Below are 18,929 nucleotides of genomic sequence, written 5' to 3'. Positions count from 1 at the left end.
CGCGGGGCGTCAGGCGGGCCGGGCGGCTCACTTCAGCTGACCGGCGGTGAGGCCGGACTGCACCTGCCGCTGGAACACCAGGTACAGAATGAGCACCGGCAGCATCGCGATCGCCATGCCGGCGAACAGCGCGCTGTAGTCGCCGGCGTACCCCTGGTTGATGGCGAGCGCGGTGAGCCCCTGCGTGAGCACCCAGTTCTTCTCCGCGCCCTCGCCCTGCATGAGGACGATCGGCAGCACGTACTGGTTCCAGTGGCCGAGCAGGTTGAAGATGCCGACGCTGATCAGGCCCGGGCGGGCCATCGGCAGCATGATGCGGAAGAACAGGCCGAAGTGGGAGCAGCCGTCGACCATCGCGGCCTCGGCGACCTCGCTCGGCAGGGTCCGGAAGAACGCGGTGAGGAAGAAGACGGTGAATGGCAGCGAATAGGCGCTGTACACCAGGATCAGGCCGAGGTGGGTGGACAGCAGGCCGAGGTTCTTCACCACGAAGAACAGCGGGACGAGCGACAGGAAGACCGGGAACATCATCCCGCCGACGAACAGGAAGTACACCAGGCGGCTGCCGCGGAAGGTGTACCTCGCCAGTACATAGGCGGCCATCGCACCGAGGAGCATGGTGACCACCAGGGCGCCGGCGACGACGATCGCGGTGTTGAGGAAGTAGCGGCCGATGCTGGCCTCGGTCCAGGCCCGGCTCCAGTTCTCGAACCGCAGCTTCGACGGCAGGCTCCACGCGCTGGTGAGGATCTCGTTGTCGTCCTTGAACGCGCTGAGGATCGCCCAGAGCAGCGGGAACGTGGTGAGCACGGCCCAGCCGACGAGGAAGGTGTGCGAGAAGGCGTTGACGACACCGAAGCGCCGTCTCGCGGGCGGGGCCGGCGGCGCGGGCCGGGCGGAGGGCTTCTCGAGCGTCGTCGTCACAGTTCGATCCGATCCCGCCGGGTGAGGCGCAGCGCGACGAAGGCGATGGACAGCGTCAGGAAGAACATCGCGACCCCGATCGCGGAGGCGTAGCCGAACTTGTACTCGCCCATCGCCGTGTCGTACAGCCGCAGGCCGATGACGTCGGAGCTGTTGCCGGGGCCGCCCAGCGTGACGATCTGCACGATCGCGAACCCGTCGATGGCGAGGATCGCCAGGTACACCCACGCGACCTGGATCGTGTCCCACAGCAGCGGCACCGTGATCTTGCGCATGGTCTCGCCGCGTTCGGCGCCGTCGAGCATCGCCGCCTCGTAGATCTCCCTCGGGATCGACTGCATGGCGGCGTTGAACAGCACGACGTAGAAGCCGACGTTGCTCCACACCATGACGGCCAGGACGCACCAGAAGGCGAGGTCCGGGTCGCCGAGCCAGGGTTTCGCCAGGCTGTCGAGGCCGATCGCGCGCAGGAACCCGTTGAGGATGCCGCTGCGCGGGCCGTACACCTCCTTCCACAGCACGCCGATGATCGCCACCGACAGCACCTGCGGGAAGAAGTAGACGACGCGGTAGAACGCGGCGCCGCGGACCCCGCGCACGCCGGCCTTGCCGGACCGGCCGCCGACGCTGAGCATCGAGGCGAAGAACAACGCCAGCACGATCGTGACGATCGGCAGTGCCACGAGAATGATGGCGTTGTTCTTCAGCGCGTTCCACACGTAGTGGTCCTGCAGGAGCCGGCTGAAGTTGTCCGGCCCCACGTACTGGTAGGTCGGCGAGAGTCCCCGCCAGTCGGTCAGCGAGATCTGGAACGCCTGCAGATACGGCGAGATGACGAACACGGCGTACAGCGCCAGCGGCGGTACGAGAAACGTGAACACGAAAAGCCGCCGGCCTTGCCGCATGGGTCAGCTCCGCTTGTACTTCGTGATCGAGGTGTCCTTGGCGATCTCGTCGGCGCCCTTCTGGCAGGCCTCGACGAACTGTTGCGCGTTGATGCGCTTGGTGAAGAGGTCGCCGCAGGCCGCGTCGACGAGGTTGCGCTCGAGCTTGCGGTAGAAGGAGTTGTACACCCAGTTGAAGCCCTTGTCGCCGGACGCCTTGAGCGCCTTGGTGACGCTGGTGAGGCCGGGCGGCAGCTCGACGCCTTCCTCGGCGCCCGCGACGCAGGTCAGGCTGGAGGTCTTCTTCGTGAAGTCCGCCGCGCCCTTCTTCGACAGCATGATGCGCATGAGCTCCATGCCGCCGAGGGCGTTCTTGGCCTTGGCCGGCACGATGTACGGCTCGCCGGCCGTGCCCCGCAGCGCCTCGAACGGCAGCTTGTCCGACGAGCTCAGGCTGGGCGTCGGCGCGATCGCCATCTTGAACGCGGGCGGCGTGACCTTCTTCTGCTCGCTCTCCAGCCATGAGCCGCAGGAGATGAAGACGGCGTTGCCCTTCGACCACTCGGTCTGCGACTGGATGTGGTCCAGGCCCTCGGATCCCGGCAGGATGAAGCCGTCGACGGCGAGCTGCGAGTACGCGTCGGCGGCGGCCTTGATCGCCTCGTGCTTCCACGCGTTGGGCTCGAGGTTGTCGATGGCGAGCAGGACCTCGGGTCCCGCCATCTTCGCCGCCGCGGACAGGATCGGCCAGCTCATGTAGCGCGGGTGCTTGCCCTGGTACGTCCACGGCGCGATGCCTGCGGCCTTGATGGTCTTGCAGAGGGCGATCATCTCGTCCCACGTCTTCGGGTACTGCCAGCCCTTGTCGGCGAGGAGCTTCTCGTCGAACCAGATGCCATAGGCGGTGTAGGCGTAGTTGAGCGCGAACACCTTGCCGTTGTAGGTGCCCGGCAGCAGGGACCCGGGCAGCAGCGTGTCGCGGACCTTCTTGCCGTCGACGTCGAGGCTGGGCGCGTCGAGCAGCGGTGCGAGGTCGGTGAGCGCGTTCTGCGAGACGAGCCCGTTGAAGTCGATCTGCGCCGCGCCGGAGTTGTTGACCATGTCGGGCGGGCTGCCGTCGACGAACCGCGGCTGCAGCGTCTTGCCGATCTCCTGGGTGGCGGAGTGCTTGATCTCCGCCTTCGGGTACTTCTCCTTGTACATGGCCTCGTGCGCCTTGGCGTAGTCCTCGCCGAAGCCACCGTTGAAGATGACGACCTCGAGCGGGGCGTCCTCCTTGACGCCGAGCGGGTTGACGTTGCTCTTGTCACCCTGGGCGGCCTTGGAGTCCCCGCCGCCACCGCCCGTGGCACAGGCGCTCAACGCGGCCGGGGCGGTGGCCAGCAGACCGGCGGTCGCCGCCGTCTGCAGGACGCCCCTGCGGGTCACCGTGTTCATCCTTCGTGCTCCTTCGTTGGGGGTCGAGGGGGCGCTCGTTGCCACCGAGAATGAAGGTTTCCAACGGAACTCGCAAGAGTAGGAAGGTTCCTGCCACCGCGATCGGGCCGAATATTGATGAAATTGTTGCCCTTCACGTGGTCAGCCGCTCGTGTACGGCGTCGCCGACCGGCGCCCCGGTGAGCGCGGCGATCGCGAGGACGACCGCGCCGGCCGCGCCGTCGCGCGCCTCGGCGGGCTCGGCCCGGAACCGCCGGCTCACCCCGGCGCGGACCAGGTCCGCGACGGGCCCGGCGGTGAGCAGTACCGAACCCGCGAGCACGACCGTCTCCGCGCCGTCCTGGGCGACGGTGCCGAGGGCGTGCAGCAGGTGCCCGGCCGCCTCCTCCACGATCGCCCGGGCCACCGCGTCGCCGTCGAGCGCCGCCTGCCCGACCAGGGGCGCGAGGAGGCCGAGCTCGGCCGGCGGGCGCCGGTAGGCGACCCGGACGAGCGCCTGGGCCTGCTCCTCCGGGTCCGAGGATGTCGGCGTCCGCAGCGCCGCGATCGCCGGTCCGGTCAGACCGGTCGCGGGGCCGCGTCCGTCCAGCGCCCGCAGCACCGCGCGCAACGCCTCGCGGCCCTGCCACACCGCCGAGCCCTCGTCGCCGAGCAGCCAACCGTAGCCGTCGCAGCGCCGGTACGGCGCGCGGTCGCGGAACGCCACGGCCGCGGCGCCGGTGCCCGACAGCAGCAGCAGGCCGTCCTGCGCCGGGGTGCCCGCCGCGAACGCCACCTCGAGGTCGGTGACGCTGCTCGGGGTGCCGGGCAGCCCGGCGGCCCGCCACGCCTCCTCGGCGGCCGCCCGCGCCTCGGCCCGGCCCGCCGCCGCGGCGCCCGCGGCACCGATCACGCCTGCCTCCACCATGGCAGGATCCAGTCCCTGGAGGGCCGCGCGGAGCGCCTCCTCCAGGGCCTGCGCCGGCCGGCCGCCACTGGAGTTCTGGTTCGCTCCGGTCGCACGGCCACGGCCGAGTACGGTGCCGTCAAGGGATGCGACGACGCAACGGGTGCTGGTGGCGCCCGCGTCGACGCCGACGACCAGGGGTGCTCGCACCGGAACACCGTACTGCATTGACGAAAAGGTCGGGAGAACGGAAACTTTCCCACATGAAGGTGAGCCGGCAGTCCGCCGAGGGCGGCGCCACGTCCACCGCGGTGAAGATCCGAGGGCTGTTGCCCTCGCTCTCCCCGGCGGAGCAACGCGTCGGACGGATCATCGCCGACGAGTCCGCCACAGCGGCCCAGCTGACGATCACGGAGCTGTCGAAGCGCGCCGAGACGTCGGAGACGACCGTCATCCGATTCTGCCGCGCCATCGGCTTCTCCGGCTATCCGGAGCTGCGGCTCAGACTCGCCGCCGAGGCGGGACGGGCACAGGACGACGGCGGCCCCGGCGAGGCACCCGGCAGCGACATCAGCCAGACCGACGACCTCGCGACCGTCGTCAAGACGATCGCGTTCGCCGACGCCCGGGCCGTCGAGGACACCGCCGCCCAGCTCGACCTGGAGATCCTGCAGCAGGTGATCGACGCCGTCGCCGCCGCCCGCCGGGTCGACATCTACGGCGTCGGCGCCAGCGCCTTCGTCGCCCGAGACTTCCAGATGAAGCTGCACCGCGTCGGCCTCGTCGCCTACACGTGGTCGGACCTGCACCTGGCGCTCACCAGCGCGGCGCTGCTCGACGAGCGCGACGTCGCCATCGGCATCTCCCACACCGGCACGACCGTCGACACGATCGAGGCGTTCGGTGAGGCCGGCAGGCGCGGCGCCACGACCGTCGCGCTCACCAACTTCCCCAAGTCGCCGATCACCCGCATCGCCGACCTGACCCTCACCACCGCCGCCCGCGAGACCACGTTCCGCTCCGGGGCGATGGCCAGCCGGCTGGCGCAGCTCACCGTCGTCGACTGCGTGTTCGTCGGCGTCGCCCAGAAGACCTACGCACAGACGAAAGCGGCCGTGGAGAAGACCCGCGAGGCGGTCCGCAGCCGGCGGGTGCGACCGGAACGAGGACCCTGGTGACCGTCTCGCCCCCGCTCGCCCCGACGGAGGAACGCAACGCGCGGACCCATCAGATCGACCAGCTGCCCACCCTGCAGCTCCTCGAACTGATCAACGCCGAGGACGCGACCGTCGCGGCCGCCGTCGCCGCCGTGCTCCCCGACCTCGCGACCACCGTCGACGCCTGCGTCGACGCTTTGCGCTCCGGCCACCGGGTGCACTACTTCGGTGCCGGCACGTCCGGCCGGATGGCGGTGCTCGACGCGACGGAACTGCGCCCCACGTACGGGGTGGAACCCGGCCACGTCGTCGCGCATCTCGCCGGCGGGCCCCGCGCCCTCACCGACGCCGTCGAGGCCGCCGAGGACGACGCCGAGACCGGCTTCGCGACCGCCGGCGAGGTCCTCACCGCCGGCGACGTCGCGGTCGGCATCACCGCCAGCGGCGGCACCCCGTTCGTCGGCGGCGCCCTGCGGGCCGCCCGCTCCCTCGGCGCGCGCACCGTCCTGCTGTCCGCCAACCCGAACGCGGCGCTCGCCGACCACGCCGACATCCACCTCGCCGTCGACACCGGCCCCGAGGTCGTCACCGGCTCGACCCGGATGAAGGCGGGCACCGCGCAGAAGCTCGTGCTCAACGCGCTGTCGACCGCCGTCATGATCCGCCTCGGCCGCACGTACTCGAACCTGATGACCGACATGGTCGCCAGCAACGCCAAGCTGCGGGTGCGGCAGGTCCGGATGCTCGTCCAGGCGACCGGCCTGCCCGCCGACACCTGCCAGGCCGCCCTCACCGCCGCCGGCGACGAGGCCAAGGTGGCGCTGCTGACCCTGCTCACCCGCGCCGACGTCGACCAGGCCCGCCGCGCCCTGCGCGCCGCCGGCGGCGTCGTCCACCGCGCCCTGCACGCCGTCAGATAGTTCTTTTTAATTGGTTGGCTTTTGCGCCGGCCGCGCTTATCGTTGAACATGTCAACGCGACACAGACGCATTCAAGGGGAGCCACGATGAGGACCTGGACCGCACCGGCACCGCAAGCCCGGCAGCTGCCGGCGCTCGCTGCCGCGCTGCCCATGGCCCCCGTCGCCCATTGGGATGCCATGCCGATGCCGCATATCGCGGGACGGTGCAGAGGCTAGATTCTTCAGCCTCCCCGCCGCCCGCCCCTTCCCAGGGACCGGGCGGTTTTTCTTTCCCCATAGGGGCGTAGCTCAACTGGTTGAGCGTCGGTCTCCAAAATCGAAGGCTGCAGGTTCGAATCCTGTCGCCCCTGCGCTTCAGCGTGCCTGTTTATTGAGAACTCCACAGCGGATGGCATTGTTTCGGGAGCGACCGGCTTGGTGACCGGACCTGGTTTGGATCCAGGAAGTGCGGGGTTCGATTCCCCGGTTCCCGACGTATGGGCTGCACGTCACCGGTGTGCGGCGATCGACTGCCGTAACCGGACGGTAGAATTCCATCATGGACATCGACGGACCAACGCGTCACTGGCTCGCCGGTCTCCTGGAGGGCGAGGGGACCTTTCTCGTCGGCCCTCCGAGCAGCCCTAGCACATCAATAATCCGCCTGGAAATGACGGACGTTGATGTTGTGCAGCGCGTGGCCGCCCTCTTCGGCCGTCGAGTGCATCAGAGTCGGCGCGCCCACGACCGGTACAAGACGCCCTACGCCACATCCATCAAGGGCCGGGACGCAGCGGCGATCATGCTCCAGCTACGGCCGTTGATGGGCCATCGTCGGCAGCAGGCAATCGACCGGGCCGTGGAGGCGTGTCGAACCGCCCACGGCGAAGGACGGGCCATCTCGCATCGGCTCGCGCAGGAGATCGTCGCCGAGCGTCACGCCGGGGTCGCTGCCGCCGACCTTGCGGTTCGGTGCGGTGTTTCGGTCTCCATGATCTACAAGGTTGCTTCGGGCATCAAACAGATCCGCCCGCCTGTTGCGCCCGAGGTGATCGAGTGGCGGGACGAGTTCGCGGACGACTGGCTTGCGGGCCTGCTGGAAGGCGAGGGATGGTTCGGGTCATCGGCCTCGGGCAACCAGACGCGGGCAATTGTCAAGCTGCAAATGACTGACCGAGACATCGTTGATCGTGCCGCTAGCCTGATGGGCGCACCATCGGTCAGCATGCGAATCCCCCCAGCTACAAGCGATTGGGCTCCGACTTTTGCGGCTGCGGTTTCGAACACCAAGGCTGTCAGCCTTATGGAGCGGCTCCTGCCCAGGATGGGTCGTCGCCGGTCGGAGAGGATTGCCGAAGTCCTGACGGCCTGCCGCGTGCGAGCACCCCGCCGTGGTCCGGTGCTGTCGGAGATCGAGGTTCTACGCATTCGCGAGGATCTGGCGTTGGGGCTGTCCTCCAAGGAGATCGCTGGCCGATTTGGCATCGCCGACCGGACTGTTCGAGCAATTCGCCAGCGGGTCATCTGGGCAGCGGTCGGGTAGATCCTTTGCACTCACGTCCTCTTAGCGCAATGGGTAGCGCGGCTGGTTGAAGCCCAGCGGGGTCTCGGTTCGATTCCCGGAGAGGACACGTCGACGCGGGGTTGGTCGGGACGCCATGCCCGCCCGCGTCGGCTCCATGGACCGTTGGAGCAGCAGGTAGCTCACCTCGTTCTCAGCGAGGAGGCGGCCGGTTCGAGACCGGCACGGTCTACGCAGGGTGCCGGTCGCAACCGGCCACCGACCGGGCGGAAGTTGCGCCGCCCGCCGGATGGTCGCCGGCACCCGTAATGCCGTCGGGGTGTCCACGGAGACATGTCTGGCTTCCACCCAGAAGTAGCGGGTTCGACTCCCGTCGACGGTTCCATTGGGGGCTCGGCTAACGGCAGGCCACGAGGTTTTGGTCCTCGCTGTGGGGGTTCGAGTCCTCCGCCCCCAGCGTTTGATTGTGTGTTGTATTCCCATGCCCGGGTAGCCCAACGGAAGAGGCGTCGCGCTCAGATCGCGGAGGTTCAGGGTTCGAATCCCTGGCCGGGTACGTTGTAGCACATGCCCTGTCGGTCCAGTCAGGAGTGGACGCCGCTCTGTCAAGGCGGAGATCGCCGGTTCGAACCCGGTACGGGGCGCGGTTGTTTCACGGGTTGAGCACTGGTGTGCAGCGTCGCTTTGCAAGCCTCGCCTGCTCGGTTCGATCCCGAGTCGATCCACGCAACATTTTCTGAAAACGGGTTGTGGCGCAGCTTGGCAGCGCGCGCGCTTCGGGAGCGCGAGGTCGTGGGTTCAAATCCCGCCAGCCCGACGGCATTACTTATGCCTGTGTAGCTCAACGGAAGAGCACCTGCCCTACAAGCAGATTGTTGGGGGTTCAAATCCCTCCGCAGGTACGCACCAACTGTTTGTCATGGCGTTCGTGGTGTACCGGCTGTGCACACCAGGTCGTGGCCCTGGTGGTCCGGGTTCAACTCCCGGCGATCGCCCTTTGTGCCATCCGCTGTGGCCGTTTGCTACGTGGGTACGGGCGCTGGCTGCCCGGCCGCCGCTCATAACGGCGGTGTGCCCGGATCGACACCGGGACCCACGACCACTTTCCCCTGCCCGTGCTTGCCCTGCACTGCCTTGCAGCAGGGCAAGCGCCAGCGCGTGCCGTGGCGCCGCGCGGCAGGTCGCTGCGCAGTTGACGTGAGATGCGCTGAAGCGGCGCCTGCGCCGACCCAATCGGAACCTGCTGACGTCAGCAACGGCGCGGCCCGGTTGCTCCGGGTCGCCACCGCCGCGGTGACCTCTCGGCGGCAATCAGCAGCTGAACCACGACAACCCGGTGGATCCTGGCGTCTTTGACATCAGCGACCCACCAGGCTGTCGACCGTGCCGGGAGCCCAGGCGCTGGCACGCGGCAACCGGTGATCGGACGGCGCCGCAGCGGACGACGGCGAACAGCGTCGTCGGCGACCGTGATGACGATCAGTGGTGGTGACGTTGGTAGCCCTCAGCGACGGGCATTGGCGATCGTGGCGGCGATCGGTGGCGGTGGCGTGGCAGCCTTCGGCGGGCGGGCGGGCGGGCGGGCGGGCGGGCGGGCGGGCGTTGGTGGGCGGCTGTTCGGTGTGCCGCTGCGGCAGTCGCGGATCCGCTGTCGGCGCCGATCGACCAGGCTGCAACCTTGCCGACCGCGAACCAGGCGCAGCGTCACAAGCGGTGACCTTTGCGCGTGGCGGGCAAGGTTCTGCGAAGCGGAGCACCCGTCCGATCCGCGAAAGAACGCGCCTGAGGTGATGCGTCTGCGAGCGAGGCGGGCGGTGGTGGCGGTGTGCGGGCAGCGGTAGAAGCCACGGCGGTGGTCGGCGACGGCAGCCATAGCGGCGGACGGCGGTGAAAGCCAAGGCGGCAGGCGATGGTGGGTAGCAGCGGCGATTACGGCGACGGTGGCAGTAACAGTTGCAGCGATGACGGCGGCGACGGCAGTAACAGCGACGACGGTGGCAACGGCAGCACAGCGACGGCGACAGCAAGGGCGGTAGTGGCACTGGCAGCGACGGCGCGGCAGTAGCGACGGCGCAGTGGTGGCGCGGCGGCGGCAGCGGCAGTAACGGCGATGGCGGCAGTGGCGGCAGGGACAGTGGCGGACGACCCCGGAGCGTTCGATGGCGTGGGTGGGGCGGCGTTCGGTGGGCGACGCTGGGTGAGGGGTGTTGCCAGTTGAGCCGGGTCGCTCAACCGGAGGGAAGCTGACGGCGTGGGCCGGCGGAGACCGGCGAGATCGAGACCGCCGCGCCTGCCGCAGTGCAAAAGAGTGCTGGGGGGACGTGACATCGGGCGTCGCGCAGGCCGGGAAGCGTTGTCTGTCGGACGGTCCGGCCCGAAGCACGGGCTTCCGTGAACTCCTCCCCGGCGCTGGCGCAGGGTTCGCGGCGACGGCGGGCGGGCCTCGGCTGCCGTCGCGGCTCGGCGGACGGTCCGGTCGATCGCCGGATAGGTGGGATCGGGCGGGATCCGTTGCGGACAAAAGGAAATGGCGGCGTGGCATCAGCGACCTCCCCAGCTGGACGCTCACCCACAATCCTCGTGGTCGCGCGCCGGGGCGTCCAGCGACGACGGCCGACTTGCACGCTCAGTGGGCCTCACCGCACGCAGGGCAATGAATGGCGAGAAGTCGTCCGCCCTGTGCAGTGGGCGGCGCGTTGCGGTGAAGTCGCGTGACCGGCAGCGCCCGGACTCAGCGAGCGCCGCGCAGGGCAAGCAGGCCAGCCGGCAGTGCGGCAAGCAGCGTGCAGCGTGAAATCGGTCGAGGAGCGCACGCAGCAAGACCACGGCGCCACGCGATCACGGCCCCCGGCACCACGGCGCGCGAAATGACGTGACCAGCCAGGCGGGCACCGCCACGCAGCGAAGTGCACGGCAAGCGTGCGAACCCCCGCCGCCCGCAAGGCGGCGGAGAGAGCGTCAGGCCGCAGTGCCCGTGGTGTCGTCAGGAGCGCTCAGAACCTCGAGGAGTCCGAGCATGCTCAGCACCCGGCGCACGCCCGGGCTGGGGTTGACGATATACAGGTCGCTGTTGCTGCTGCGGGCGTGTGCCCTGGCGCCGACCAGCTTGCCGATGCCGGTCGAGTCGATGAAGGCCACGAGCCCCAGGTCGACCTCGACCGCCGTGGCGCGGACGTCGTCGATGGCGCGGTGCAGGACGGTGCGGAGCTGGGCGACGTTTTCCAGGGTCACCTCGCCCGCCACCCTGACCCTGATCGCCTGGTTGGGCAAGGGGTCGACCGTGATGTGCAGTTCGGGGAATACGGCGAAACGATCGACCTGGTTCATCTGGCTCACCTTCTCGCAATCCGAGCCGGTCTCATGCTACGGGTTGCGAGCCGCTCCCGCATCCATCGAAAGATCGATCGTGCCGAAAACCCTGGTCAGGCCACGCCGGTGGGGCGGAACTGGACGCTGACGCGGGGGCCGACCGGGCGGGCGGTCTTGGGGATGGCGTGCTCCCAGGTGCGCTGGCAGGAGCCGCCCATGACGACGAGGTCGCCGTGGCCGAGGGGGAAGCGGATGCTGTCGCCGCCGCCGCGCGGGCGCAGCAGGAGGGTGCGGGGCGAGCCGAAGGAGACGATCGCGACCATCGTGTCGAAGCGGGCGCCCCGGCCGATGGTGTCGCCGTGCCAGGCGACGCTGTCGCGGCCGTCGCGATACAGGCACATGCCGGCGGTGACGAAGGGCTCGCCGAGCTCCTCGACGTAGTGCCGGGTCAGGTCGCGGCGGGCCTCGGTGAGCAGGGGGTGGGGGAGCTCGTCGCGCTCGCCATACCACCGCAGGAGGCGCGGGACGTCGACGACGCCGTCATACATCTTGCGCCGCTCGGCGCGCCAGTCGACGTCGTTGAGCAGCACGGAGAGGACCGAGTCGGAGCCGAGCACCCAGCCGGGCAGATGGTCGACCCAGGCGCCGCGGCTGAGCTCGTGGCGCACCATCCCGCCGGTGAGCGGCCCCACCGCGGGCATGACCGTGTCCAGCATCGAAGGCTGGTACGCGAGCTCCATCATGCGACCGAGTTTACACCCGTCTTCGAACAAACGTACGAGCAACACGCCCGACCGGCAAGGCCGTATCGTATGGGTCACCATGAGTAGCCGGAAGATCGACCGCAGCTACGAGCCCGATGCGGACGCCGTGCGGGTGACGGGATGCGCGCAGGCGCGGGCGGTGCTGCGCAGCACGGACACGGTCCAGGCGGGCCTCGGGGTGGAGACGGTGGAGAAGCTGCCCCCGAGCATCCGCCGCCCGGTGCTGTACCGCGACGGCGAGGAGCACCGCGAGCACCGCAGGCAGACCGCGAAGTACTTCACCCCGCGGCGGGTCGACGAGCGCTACCGCGAGCTGATGGAGCGGGCGGCGGACAAGCAGCTCGAGACCCTGAGGGTGGCGCAGACCGCGGACCTCGCGAAGCTCAGCTTCAAGATGGCGATCGAGGTCGTGTGCGCGGTGATCGGCCTGACCGAGAGCCGCCCGGGGCTGGACCGGCGCCTGGACAGGTTCTTCCCGGAGAAGTTCGGCAAGCCGGGGTTCACCAGCCTCAGCGGCGTCTACTGGGTGCTGCGGCAGAACGTGCAGTTCCTCGGCATCTACCTCGCCGACGTGCGGCCGGCGGTCAAGGTCAGGCGCAGGCAGCGCCGCGACGACCTCATCTCGCACCTGATCGACGAGGGCTGCCGCGACGGCGAGATCCTGGGGGAGTGCCTGACGTTCGCCGCGGCGGGCATGGTCACCACCCGGGAGTTCGTCAACATGTGCGCGTGGCACTTCTTCACCGACGACGCCTTGCGGGACCGGTACACCGGCGGCGACGAGCACGCGAGAGTGGCGCTGCTGCACGACCTGCTCCGGCTGGAGCCCGTCGTCGGCAACCTGAAACGGCGATCGACGGCCCCGATAGCGACGATCCCCGAGGGCCGGCTGATCGACATCGACGTCAGCACCGCGAATTTGGAAGAGCTGGCGGCCGGTCCGGGGCTGTCGTTCGGCGACGGGCCGCACAAGTGCCCGGGCGCCTACGTGGCGATCCAGGAGGCGGACATCTTCCTCAGCAAGCTCTTCGCGATGGACGGCGTCAGGATGGTCGAACCGCCGCGCGTCACGATGAAACCGGATATTTCCAGCTACGAGCTGCGGGACTTCGTGGTCACCGTGCGACCGCGAGGGTAGGCGCCGGCGCCAGCGACACGGCCGTCGGGTCCTCGATCATCCGCTCGACCACGACGCCGGCGCCGCCGCGGGCGGCCGCGGTGAAGCCCAGGTGCGACGCGACGAAGTGGCAGCGGGCGGCGGTGCTGGCGACCGCCATCCGGGCCAGGTTGGCCTGCGCGGACGGGATGAGGTGGTCGGCGAGCTCGGCGAAGTAGCCGCCGAGCACGATGACCCGCGGGTTGAAGAGGTTGACCAGGATCGCGCCGCCGTGCCCGAGCCACCTCCCGACCTCGGCGACGGCCGTGGCCACCGCCTTGTCGCCGCGCCCGAGCCGGCGCAGCACCTCGGCGACCCGCTCCTCGGGGTCGGGGATCGGCCCCTGCTCCAGGCCGTAGGCGACGTCGGGGGTCGCCCGGCGGACCAGCTCGGCGAGGCCGACCTTGGTCTCCCAGCAGCCGACGCGCCCGCATCCGCACAGGTCGCCGCCCGGGTCCAGGGGCAGGTGGCCGACCTCGCCGGAGAAGCCGTCGGCGCCGCGCAGGAGCCGGCCGTTGACGATGACGCCGCCGCCGACGCCGACCTCGCCCGTGAGGTAGACGAGGTCGTCGGTGCCCGCGGCGACCCCCCACGTGTATTCGGCGAGCGCGGCGAGGTTGGCGTCGTTGTCCACGCCGATCCACAGGTCGGGGTCGAGGCCGTGGGCGAGCCGGGTGGCGACCGGGACGTCGCGCCAGCCCAGGTTGGGGGCGAGCACGACGACGCCGCGGGCCACGTCGACGAGGCCCGGCACGGCGACGGTCAGCCCGACCGGCGTCACGCCGCGGCGGACGAGCTCGGCGAGGGTGCGCTGGGCGGCCTGGGTGAGGTCGTCGAGGCAGCGCTCCACGTCGCGGCCCTTGGCGTCGAAGCTGACCCGCTTCTCGATCACGGTGCGCCCGGTGAGGTCGCTGCCGTGCACCGCGAGGTAGTCGACGTTGATCTCGATGCCGACGGCGCCGACGTCGGGGGACAGGGCGATGCCGCGGCCGGGGCGCCCGGCGCTGCCGGAGTGCTCGGTGCCGATCTCGCGCACGAGGCGGCGGCTCAGCAGCTCGTCGACGAGGCTCGACACGGTCGCCTTGTGCAAGCCGGTTGCGGCGGCGATCGCGGCCCGGGACCGGGGCCCGTTGGTGCGGATGTGCCGCAGGGTCCGGCTCAGGTTGGCCCGGCGCAGGGCGAGCTGATCGGTGGGCTCGTCAACGGAACCGGCGCCGGCCCGCTCCTTGCTAGCCATCGAACGACCCCCATCTGATGAGCATCGACGCAGCTCATTCGTCTGTCAGTCCGACGAATCAACCACGAAACCTCCCGGCAACACCAGACCTGTGGGCAACGAATCCGGAACGTTTCGAAACTCATTTCAACACCCGTGTCGAGGTGCCCACGATCCAACGCGGGAACCCCACGAGATGCCACAGAACCGCGCGCCTCTGGTTTCCAGCGACAGACGTTGACTTCTCGGTAGCAAGTCTGCAACATTTGGGCCAACGCTGTGCAAGAAGCCAACAAGGTCCCGTCAGACCCCAAGCACGAGCAGCGTGACCGCCCCGCCAACAGGTCGCGCAGCCGCACCGCACCACACCGCCTGCACCTGGTCCCTCAGTGGAGCCGCCAACTCCCCGCACCGTGCTCTCCCGGGCACACCCCGTCTGAACCAAGAGGATCGCGATGAGTAAGAGGCACGTGACGCGAAGGGTGCTCTCGGCGTTCGCCGTGGCAGCCCTGGTCGCGGTTACGGCGCACATGCTGCCGGCGCAGGCCGCCGGTGGCCCCAACCTGGCCAGCGGCCGACCCGCCACGTCGAGCAGCACCAACGGCGCCAACGGCATCGGCAACATCAACGACGGCAACCAGGCCACCTACTGGGAGAGCGCCAACAACGCCTTCCCGCAGTGGGCGCAGATCGACCTGGGCAGCTCCAAGAACATCGACCAGATCAAGCTGAAGCTGCCCAACGACACCGCCTGGGCGACGCGGACGCAGACCCTGTCGGTGACCGGCAGCCAGGACGGCACCTCGTTCAGCACGATCGCCGGCTCGCTGGGGTACAGCTTCAACCCGGCCCAGCAGAACACCGTCACCATCAACTTCCAGGCGTCCAACGCCCGGTACGTGCGGATCAACCTCACCGCCAACACCGGCTGGCCGGCCGCGCAGATCTCCGAGTTCGAGATCTACGGCGTCGCGTCCTCGAGCACCAACCTCGCCTCGGGCAAGACGTTCTCCTCCAGCAGCACCAACGCCCCCTACTCGGCGTCCAACGCCGGCGACGGCAACCAGGGCTCCTACTGGGAGAGCACCGGCGCGCTGCCGCAGTGGGTGCAGGTCGACCTGGGCTCGGCCGTGCCGGTCAGCTCCGTCGTGCTGAAGCTGCCCACCAACTGGGGCACCCGCAGCCAGACGCTGACCCTGCAGGGCAGCACCACCGGGACGACGTTCACCAACATCGTGGGCTCCGCGTCGTACGAGTTCAACCAGGGCACCGGCAACACGGTCACCATCCCGTTCACGCAGCTGACCACCCGCTACATCCGGGTGAGCGTCTCGGCGAACACGGGCTGGGCCGCCGCGCAGCTGTCCGAGCTCGAGGTCTACGGGCCGTCGACGGGTGACACGCAGGCGCCGACCGCCCCGTCGAACCTGGCCTACACCCAGCCGGCGAGCGGCCAGATCAAGCTGACCTGGTCCGCCTCGACGGACAACAGCGGCTCGATCGCGGGTTACGACGTCTACGCCAACGGGGCCCTGCGCACCAGCGTCGCGGGCGGCGTGCTGACCTACACCGACTCGCAGCCCGACACCGCCACGGTGCAGTACTTCGTGAAGGCCCGCGACGCGGCCGGCAACCAGTCGGCGCAGAGCAACACCGTCACCCGCACCGGCACCGTCGCGGACACGCAGGCGCCGACCGCCCCGTCGAACCTGGCCTACACCCAGCCGGCGAGCGGCCAGATCAAGCTGACCTGGTCCGCGTCCACGGACAACAGCGGCTCGATCGGGCGCTACGACATCTACGCCAACGGCTCCTACCGGGCCAACGTGGCCGGCACGGTGCTCACGTACACCGACAACCAGCCCGACACGGCGACGGTGTCCTACCAGGTGAAGGCGGTCGACGCCGCCGGCAACAACTCCGCGGCGAGCAACACCGTCACCCGCACCGGCACCGGCAACCCGCCGACCGGCACCAACCTCTCGGTGAACAAGCCGGTCACGGCCAACGGCTCGATCTTCACGTTCATCCCGGCCAACGCGGTGGACAACAGCGTCACCACCTACTGGGAGGGCGCGGGCGGCTTCCCGGCCACCCTGACCTCCAACCTGGGTGCGAACGCCGACATCAGCAAGATCACGCTGAAGCTCGACCCCAGCTCCTCGTGGGGTGCCCGGACCCAGAACATCGAGGTCCTCGGCCGCGAGCAGAGCGCGTCCGGCCTCACCAGCCTGGTGCCGGCCCGTGACTACCGCTTCGACCCGGCCACCGGCAACAGCGTCGACATCACGCTGACCGCCCGCGTCGCGGACGTCCAGCTGAAGATCAACTCCAACACCGGCGCCCCGAGCGGGCAGATCGCCGAGTTCCAGGTCTTCGGCGTCGCCGCGCCGAACCCGGACCTCGTCGTCACCGCCATCTCCAAGACGCCGGCGAACCCGATCGAGACCGACGCCATCAGCCTCACCGCCACGGTGAAGAACCAGGGCAGCGCGGGCTCGGCGGCGACGAACGTCAAGTTCTACTTCGGCACCACGCTCGTCGGCACGGCCAACGTCGGCGCCCTCGCGGCCGGCGCGACCGCCAACGTGACGGCCTCCATCGGCGCCCGCGACGCGGGCTCCTACACGCCGATCGCGAAGGTCGACGAGAGCAACACGGTCGTCGAGCAGGACGACTCGAACAACACCTTCACCGGGTCGGCGTTCACCGTCGCGCCGGTGCAGACCTCCGACCTGCTGGCGTCGCCCTCGGGCTGGTCGCCGAGCAACCCGTCGGCGGGCAACACCGTCACGTTCTCCGTCGCCATCAAGAACCAGGGCACGCAGGCCTCGGCCGGCGGCGCCCACGGCATCACGGTGACCGTCAAGGACGCCACCAGCGGCGCGACCGTCAAGACGCTGACCGGCTCCTACACCGGCGTGATCAACGCCGGCGCCACCACCGCCCCGGTCAACCTGGGCACGTGGACTGCGGCCAACGGCAAGTACACGGTGACCACGGTGATCGCCGCGGACACCAACGAGCTGTCGGTCAAGCAGGCCAACAACACCTCCACCACCTCGTTCTTCGTCGGCCGCGGCGCGAACATGCCGTACGACATGTACGAGGCCGAGGACGGCACCGTCGGCGGCGGCGCGCAGGTCGTCGGCCCGAACCGCACCGTCGGCGACATCGCCGGTGAGGCGTCGGGCCGCCGGGCGGTCAACCTCAACAGCACGGGCAACTACGTGCAGTGGACGACCAAGGCGCAGACCAACACGCTCGTCGTGCGGTTCTCGATCCCGGACAACACCAACACCACGCTCAACATCTACGTCAACGGCACGTACCTGAAGAACATCGCCCTGACGTCGAAGTACGCGTGGCTGTACGGCAACGAGACGGCGCCGCAGAACTCCGGCACCGGCCCGCGCCACATCTACGACGAGGCGAACGTCCTGCTCGGCACCACGGTCGCGGCCGGTGCCACGATCAAGCTGCAGAAGGACGCCGCCAACACGGGCCCGATCGCGGTCGACTTCATCAACCTCGAGCAGGCCACGGTCATCCCGAACCCGGACCCGACGAAGTACATCGTCCCGGCCGGCTTCACCCACCAGGACGTCGACAACGCCCTGAGCCAGGCCCGGCAGAGCACCACCGCCCTCGGTGTCTACCTGCCGCCCGGCGACTACCAGACGGCCAGCAAGTTCCAGGTCTACGGCAAGGCGATCAAGGTCATCGGCGCCGGCCCGTGGTTCACCCGGTTCTACGCACCGTCCACGCAGGACAACACCGACGTGGGCTTCCGGGCCGACTCGACCGCCAACGGTTCGACGTTCTCCGGCTTCGCCTACTTCGGTAACTACATCATCCGCAACGACGGTCCCGGCAAGGTCTTCGACTGGTCCAACGTGGCCAACATGACGATCGACAACATCTGGACCGAGCACATGGTCTGCATGTACTGGGGCGCCAACACGGACTTCGTGACGATCAAGAACTCGCGGATCCGGGACACCTTCGCCGACGGCATCAACATGACCAACGGCAGCACCAACAACCTGGTCACCAACAACGACGCCCGCTCGACCGGTGACGACGCGTTCGCGTTGTTCTCGGCGATCGACGCCGGTGGCTCCGACGAGAAGGACAACATCTACGAGAACCTGTCCACGACCCTGACCTGGCGTGCCGCCGGGCTCGCGGTCTACGGCGGGTACGCGAACACGTTCCGGAACATCTACATCGCGGACACCCTGGTCTACAGCGGCATCACCATCAGCTCGCTCGACTTCGGCTACCCGATGAACGGTTTCGGTGCGAGCCCGCCCACCCAGTTCTCGAACATCTCCATCGTCCGCGCCGGCGGCCACTTCTGGGGCAGTCAGGTCTTCGGAGCCATCTGGGTGTTCTCCGCATCCAAGGTGTTCCAGGGCATCCGGGTCAACGACGTGGACATCATCGACCCGACCTACTCCGGCATCATGTTCCAGACGAACTATGTCGGAAGCTCGCCGCAGAACCCGATCACGGACACCATCTTCACGAACATCACGATCTCCGGCGCCCAGCGCTCCGGTGACGCGTTCGACGCGAAGTCCGGCTACGCGATCTGGGCGAACGAGCTGCCGGAAGCCGGCCAGGGTCCCGCCCGGGGCCAGGTCACGTTCAACAACCTGACGATGACGAACAACTACATCAACATCAGGAACCTGAACCCGACCCTGCTCGTCATCACCGTCAACCCGTAACACCCGCTCAGCGAACGGGGCCGCTCTTGCCAGAGCG

12 protein-coding genes and 11 tRNA genes are annotated in these 18,929 nt (G+C 69.1%); 16 read left to right on the top strand and 7 right to left on the bottom strand.

The window, feature by feature from the left end:
* Positions 1-27 precede the first annotated feature (27 nt).
* The 4 genes from ACZ6TV_RS34765 to ACZ6TV_RS34750 form a co-directional block, all read right to left on the bottom strand.
* Complete coding sequence (locus tag ACZ6TV_RS34765; protein ID WP_465301973.1) at positions 28-924, bottom strand: carbohydrate ABC transporter permease; 897 nt, start codon at positions 922-924, stop codon at positions 28-30.
* A complete protein-coding gene (locus ACZ6TV_RS34760) occupies positions 921-1,829 on the bottom strand; it encodes a carbohydrate ABC transporter permease (RefSeq protein ID WP_465301971.1) in 909 nt (302 codons plus the stop codon). The genes ACZ6TV_RS34765 and ACZ6TV_RS34760 overlap by 4 nt, the downstream gene beginning before the upstream one ends.
* A gap of 3 nt (positions 1,830-1,832) precedes the next feature.
* Positions 1,833-3,245, bottom strand: coding sequence for an N-acetylglucosamine/diacetylchitobiose ABC transporter substrate-binding protein (gene ngcE, locus ACZ6TV_RS34755; protein ID WP_465301969.1), 1,413 nt, complete (start codon positions 3,243-3,245; stop codon positions 1,833-1,835).
* A gap of 133 nt (positions 3,246-3,378) precedes the next feature.
* Positions 3,379-4,341, bottom strand: coding sequence for an N-acetylglucosamine kinase (locus ACZ6TV_RS34750; protein ID WP_465301967.1), 963 nt, complete (start codon positions 4,339-4,341; stop codon positions 3,379-3,381).
* Between the two features lie 53 nt (positions 4,342-4,394).
* Between ACZ6TV_RS34750 and ACZ6TV_RS34745 the strand changes: the two genes are divergently transcribed.
* From ACZ6TV_RS34745 to ACZ6TV_RS34680, 14 genes are all read left to right on the top strand, one after another.
* A complete protein-coding gene (locus ACZ6TV_RS34745) occupies positions 4,395-5,309 on the top strand; it encodes a MurR/RpiR family transcriptional regulator (protein ID WP_465301965.1) in 915 nt (304 codons plus the stop codon).
* A complete protein-coding gene (gene murQ / locus ACZ6TV_RS34740) occupies positions 5,306-6,208 on the top strand; it encodes an N-acetylmuramic acid 6-phosphate etherase (protein WP_465301963.1) in 903 nt (300 codons plus the stop codon). The genes ACZ6TV_RS34745 and murQ overlap by 4 nt, the downstream gene beginning before the upstream one ends.
* A 279-nt stretch (positions 6,209-6,487) precedes the next feature.
* Positions 6,488-6,560, top strand: a tRNA-Trp gene (locus tag ACZ6TV_RS34735).
* 50 nt (positions 6,561-6,610) lie between these two features.
* Positions 6,611-6,683: transfer RNA gene (locus ACZ6TV_RS34730), tRNA-Pro, on the top strand.
* Positions 6,684-6,748: 65 nt separating this feature from the next.
* Positions 6,749-7,732 carry a hypothetical protein gene (locus tag ACZ6TV_RS34725; protein WP_465301961.1) on the top strand — a complete coding sequence of 328 codons (984 nt, stop codon included), beginning with the start codon at positions 6,749-6,751 and terminating at the stop codon, positions 7,730-7,732.
* 15 nt (positions 7,733-7,747) lie between these two features.
* Positions 7,748-7,820: transfer RNA gene (locus ACZ6TV_RS34720), tRNA-Phe, on the top strand.
* A gap of 50 nt (positions 7,821-7,870) precedes the next feature.
* Positions 7,871-7,943 (top strand) — tRNA-Glu (locus ACZ6TV_RS34715).
* A 78-nt stretch (positions 7,944-8,021) separates the two neighbouring features.
* Positions 8,022-8,096, top strand: a tRNA-Gly gene (locus tag ACZ6TV_RS34710).
* A gap of 1 nt (position 8,097) precedes the next feature.
* A tRNA-Gln gene (locus tag ACZ6TV_RS34705) sits at positions 8,098-8,168 on the top strand.
* Positions 8,169-8,194: 26 nt separating this feature from the next.
* Positions 8,195-8,267, top strand: a tRNA-Leu gene (locus ACZ6TV_RS34700).
* A gap of 13 nt (positions 8,268-8,280) precedes the next feature.
* Positions 8,281-8,355: transfer RNA gene (locus ACZ6TV_RS34695), tRNA-Asp, on the top strand.
* A gap of 99 nt (positions 8,356-8,454) precedes the next feature.
* A tRNA-Pro gene (locus tag ACZ6TV_RS34690) sits at positions 8,455-8,528 on the top strand.
* Between the two features lie 13 nt (positions 8,529-8,541).
* Positions 8,542-8,613, top strand: a tRNA-Val gene (locus tag ACZ6TV_RS34685).
* A gap of 19 nt (positions 8,614-8,632) precedes the next feature.
* Positions 8,633-8,707 (top strand) — tRNA-His (locus tag ACZ6TV_RS34680).
* A gap of 1,962 nt (positions 8,708-10,669) precedes the next feature.
* Here ACZ6TV_RS34680 and ACZ6TV_RS34675 read toward each other — a convergent pair.
* Positions 10,670-11,038 (bottom strand): STAS domain-containing protein, encoded by a 369-nt coding sequence (locus ACZ6TV_RS34675; protein ID WP_465301959.1) that lies wholly within the window; start codon positions 11,036-11,038, stop codon positions 10,670-10,672.
* 95 nt (positions 11,039-11,133) lie between these two features.
* Entirely contained in the window at positions 11,134-11,760 is a 627-nt protein-coding gene (locus ACZ6TV_RS34670) for an alpha-ketoglutarate-dependent dioxygenase AlkB (RefSeq protein WP_465302053.1), read from the bottom strand.
* Between the two features lie 82 nt (positions 11,761-11,842).
* Here ACZ6TV_RS34670 and ACZ6TV_RS34665 point away from each other — a divergent pair, with 82 nt between their 5' ends.
* The gene (locus ACZ6TV_RS34665; protein WP_465301957.1) at positions 11,843-12,922 is read left to right on the top strand and encodes a cytochrome P450; all 1,080 of its coding nucleotides are present in this window, start codon (positions 11,843-11,845) and stop codon (positions 12,920-12,922) included.
* Here the strand turns inward: ACZ6TV_RS34665 and ACZ6TV_RS34660 are convergent.
* Positions 12,900-14,177: an ROK family protein gene (locus ACZ6TV_RS34660; protein ID WP_465301955.1), complete on the bottom strand. Its 1,278-nt coding sequence runs from the start codon at positions 14,175-14,177 to the stop codon at positions 12,900-12,902. The genes ACZ6TV_RS34665 and ACZ6TV_RS34660 overlap by 23 nt on opposite strands.
* A gap of 434 nt (positions 14,178-14,611) precedes the next feature.
* Here ACZ6TV_RS34660 and ACZ6TV_RS34655 point away from each other — a divergent pair, with 434 nt between their 5' ends.
* Positions 14,612-18,892, top strand: a complete 4,281-nt coding sequence (locus ACZ6TV_RS34655) for a galactose-binding domain-containing protein (RefSeq protein WP_465301953.1) — start codon at positions 14,612-14,614, stop codon at positions 18,890-18,892.
* Positions 18,893-18,929 lie beyond the last annotated feature (37 nt).

Source organism: Dactylosporangium sp. NPDC051087 (assembly GCF_055586325.1).
Note: the sequence above shows the minus strand (reverse complement) of the source record. Positions and strands in the feature narration are given on the sequence as shown.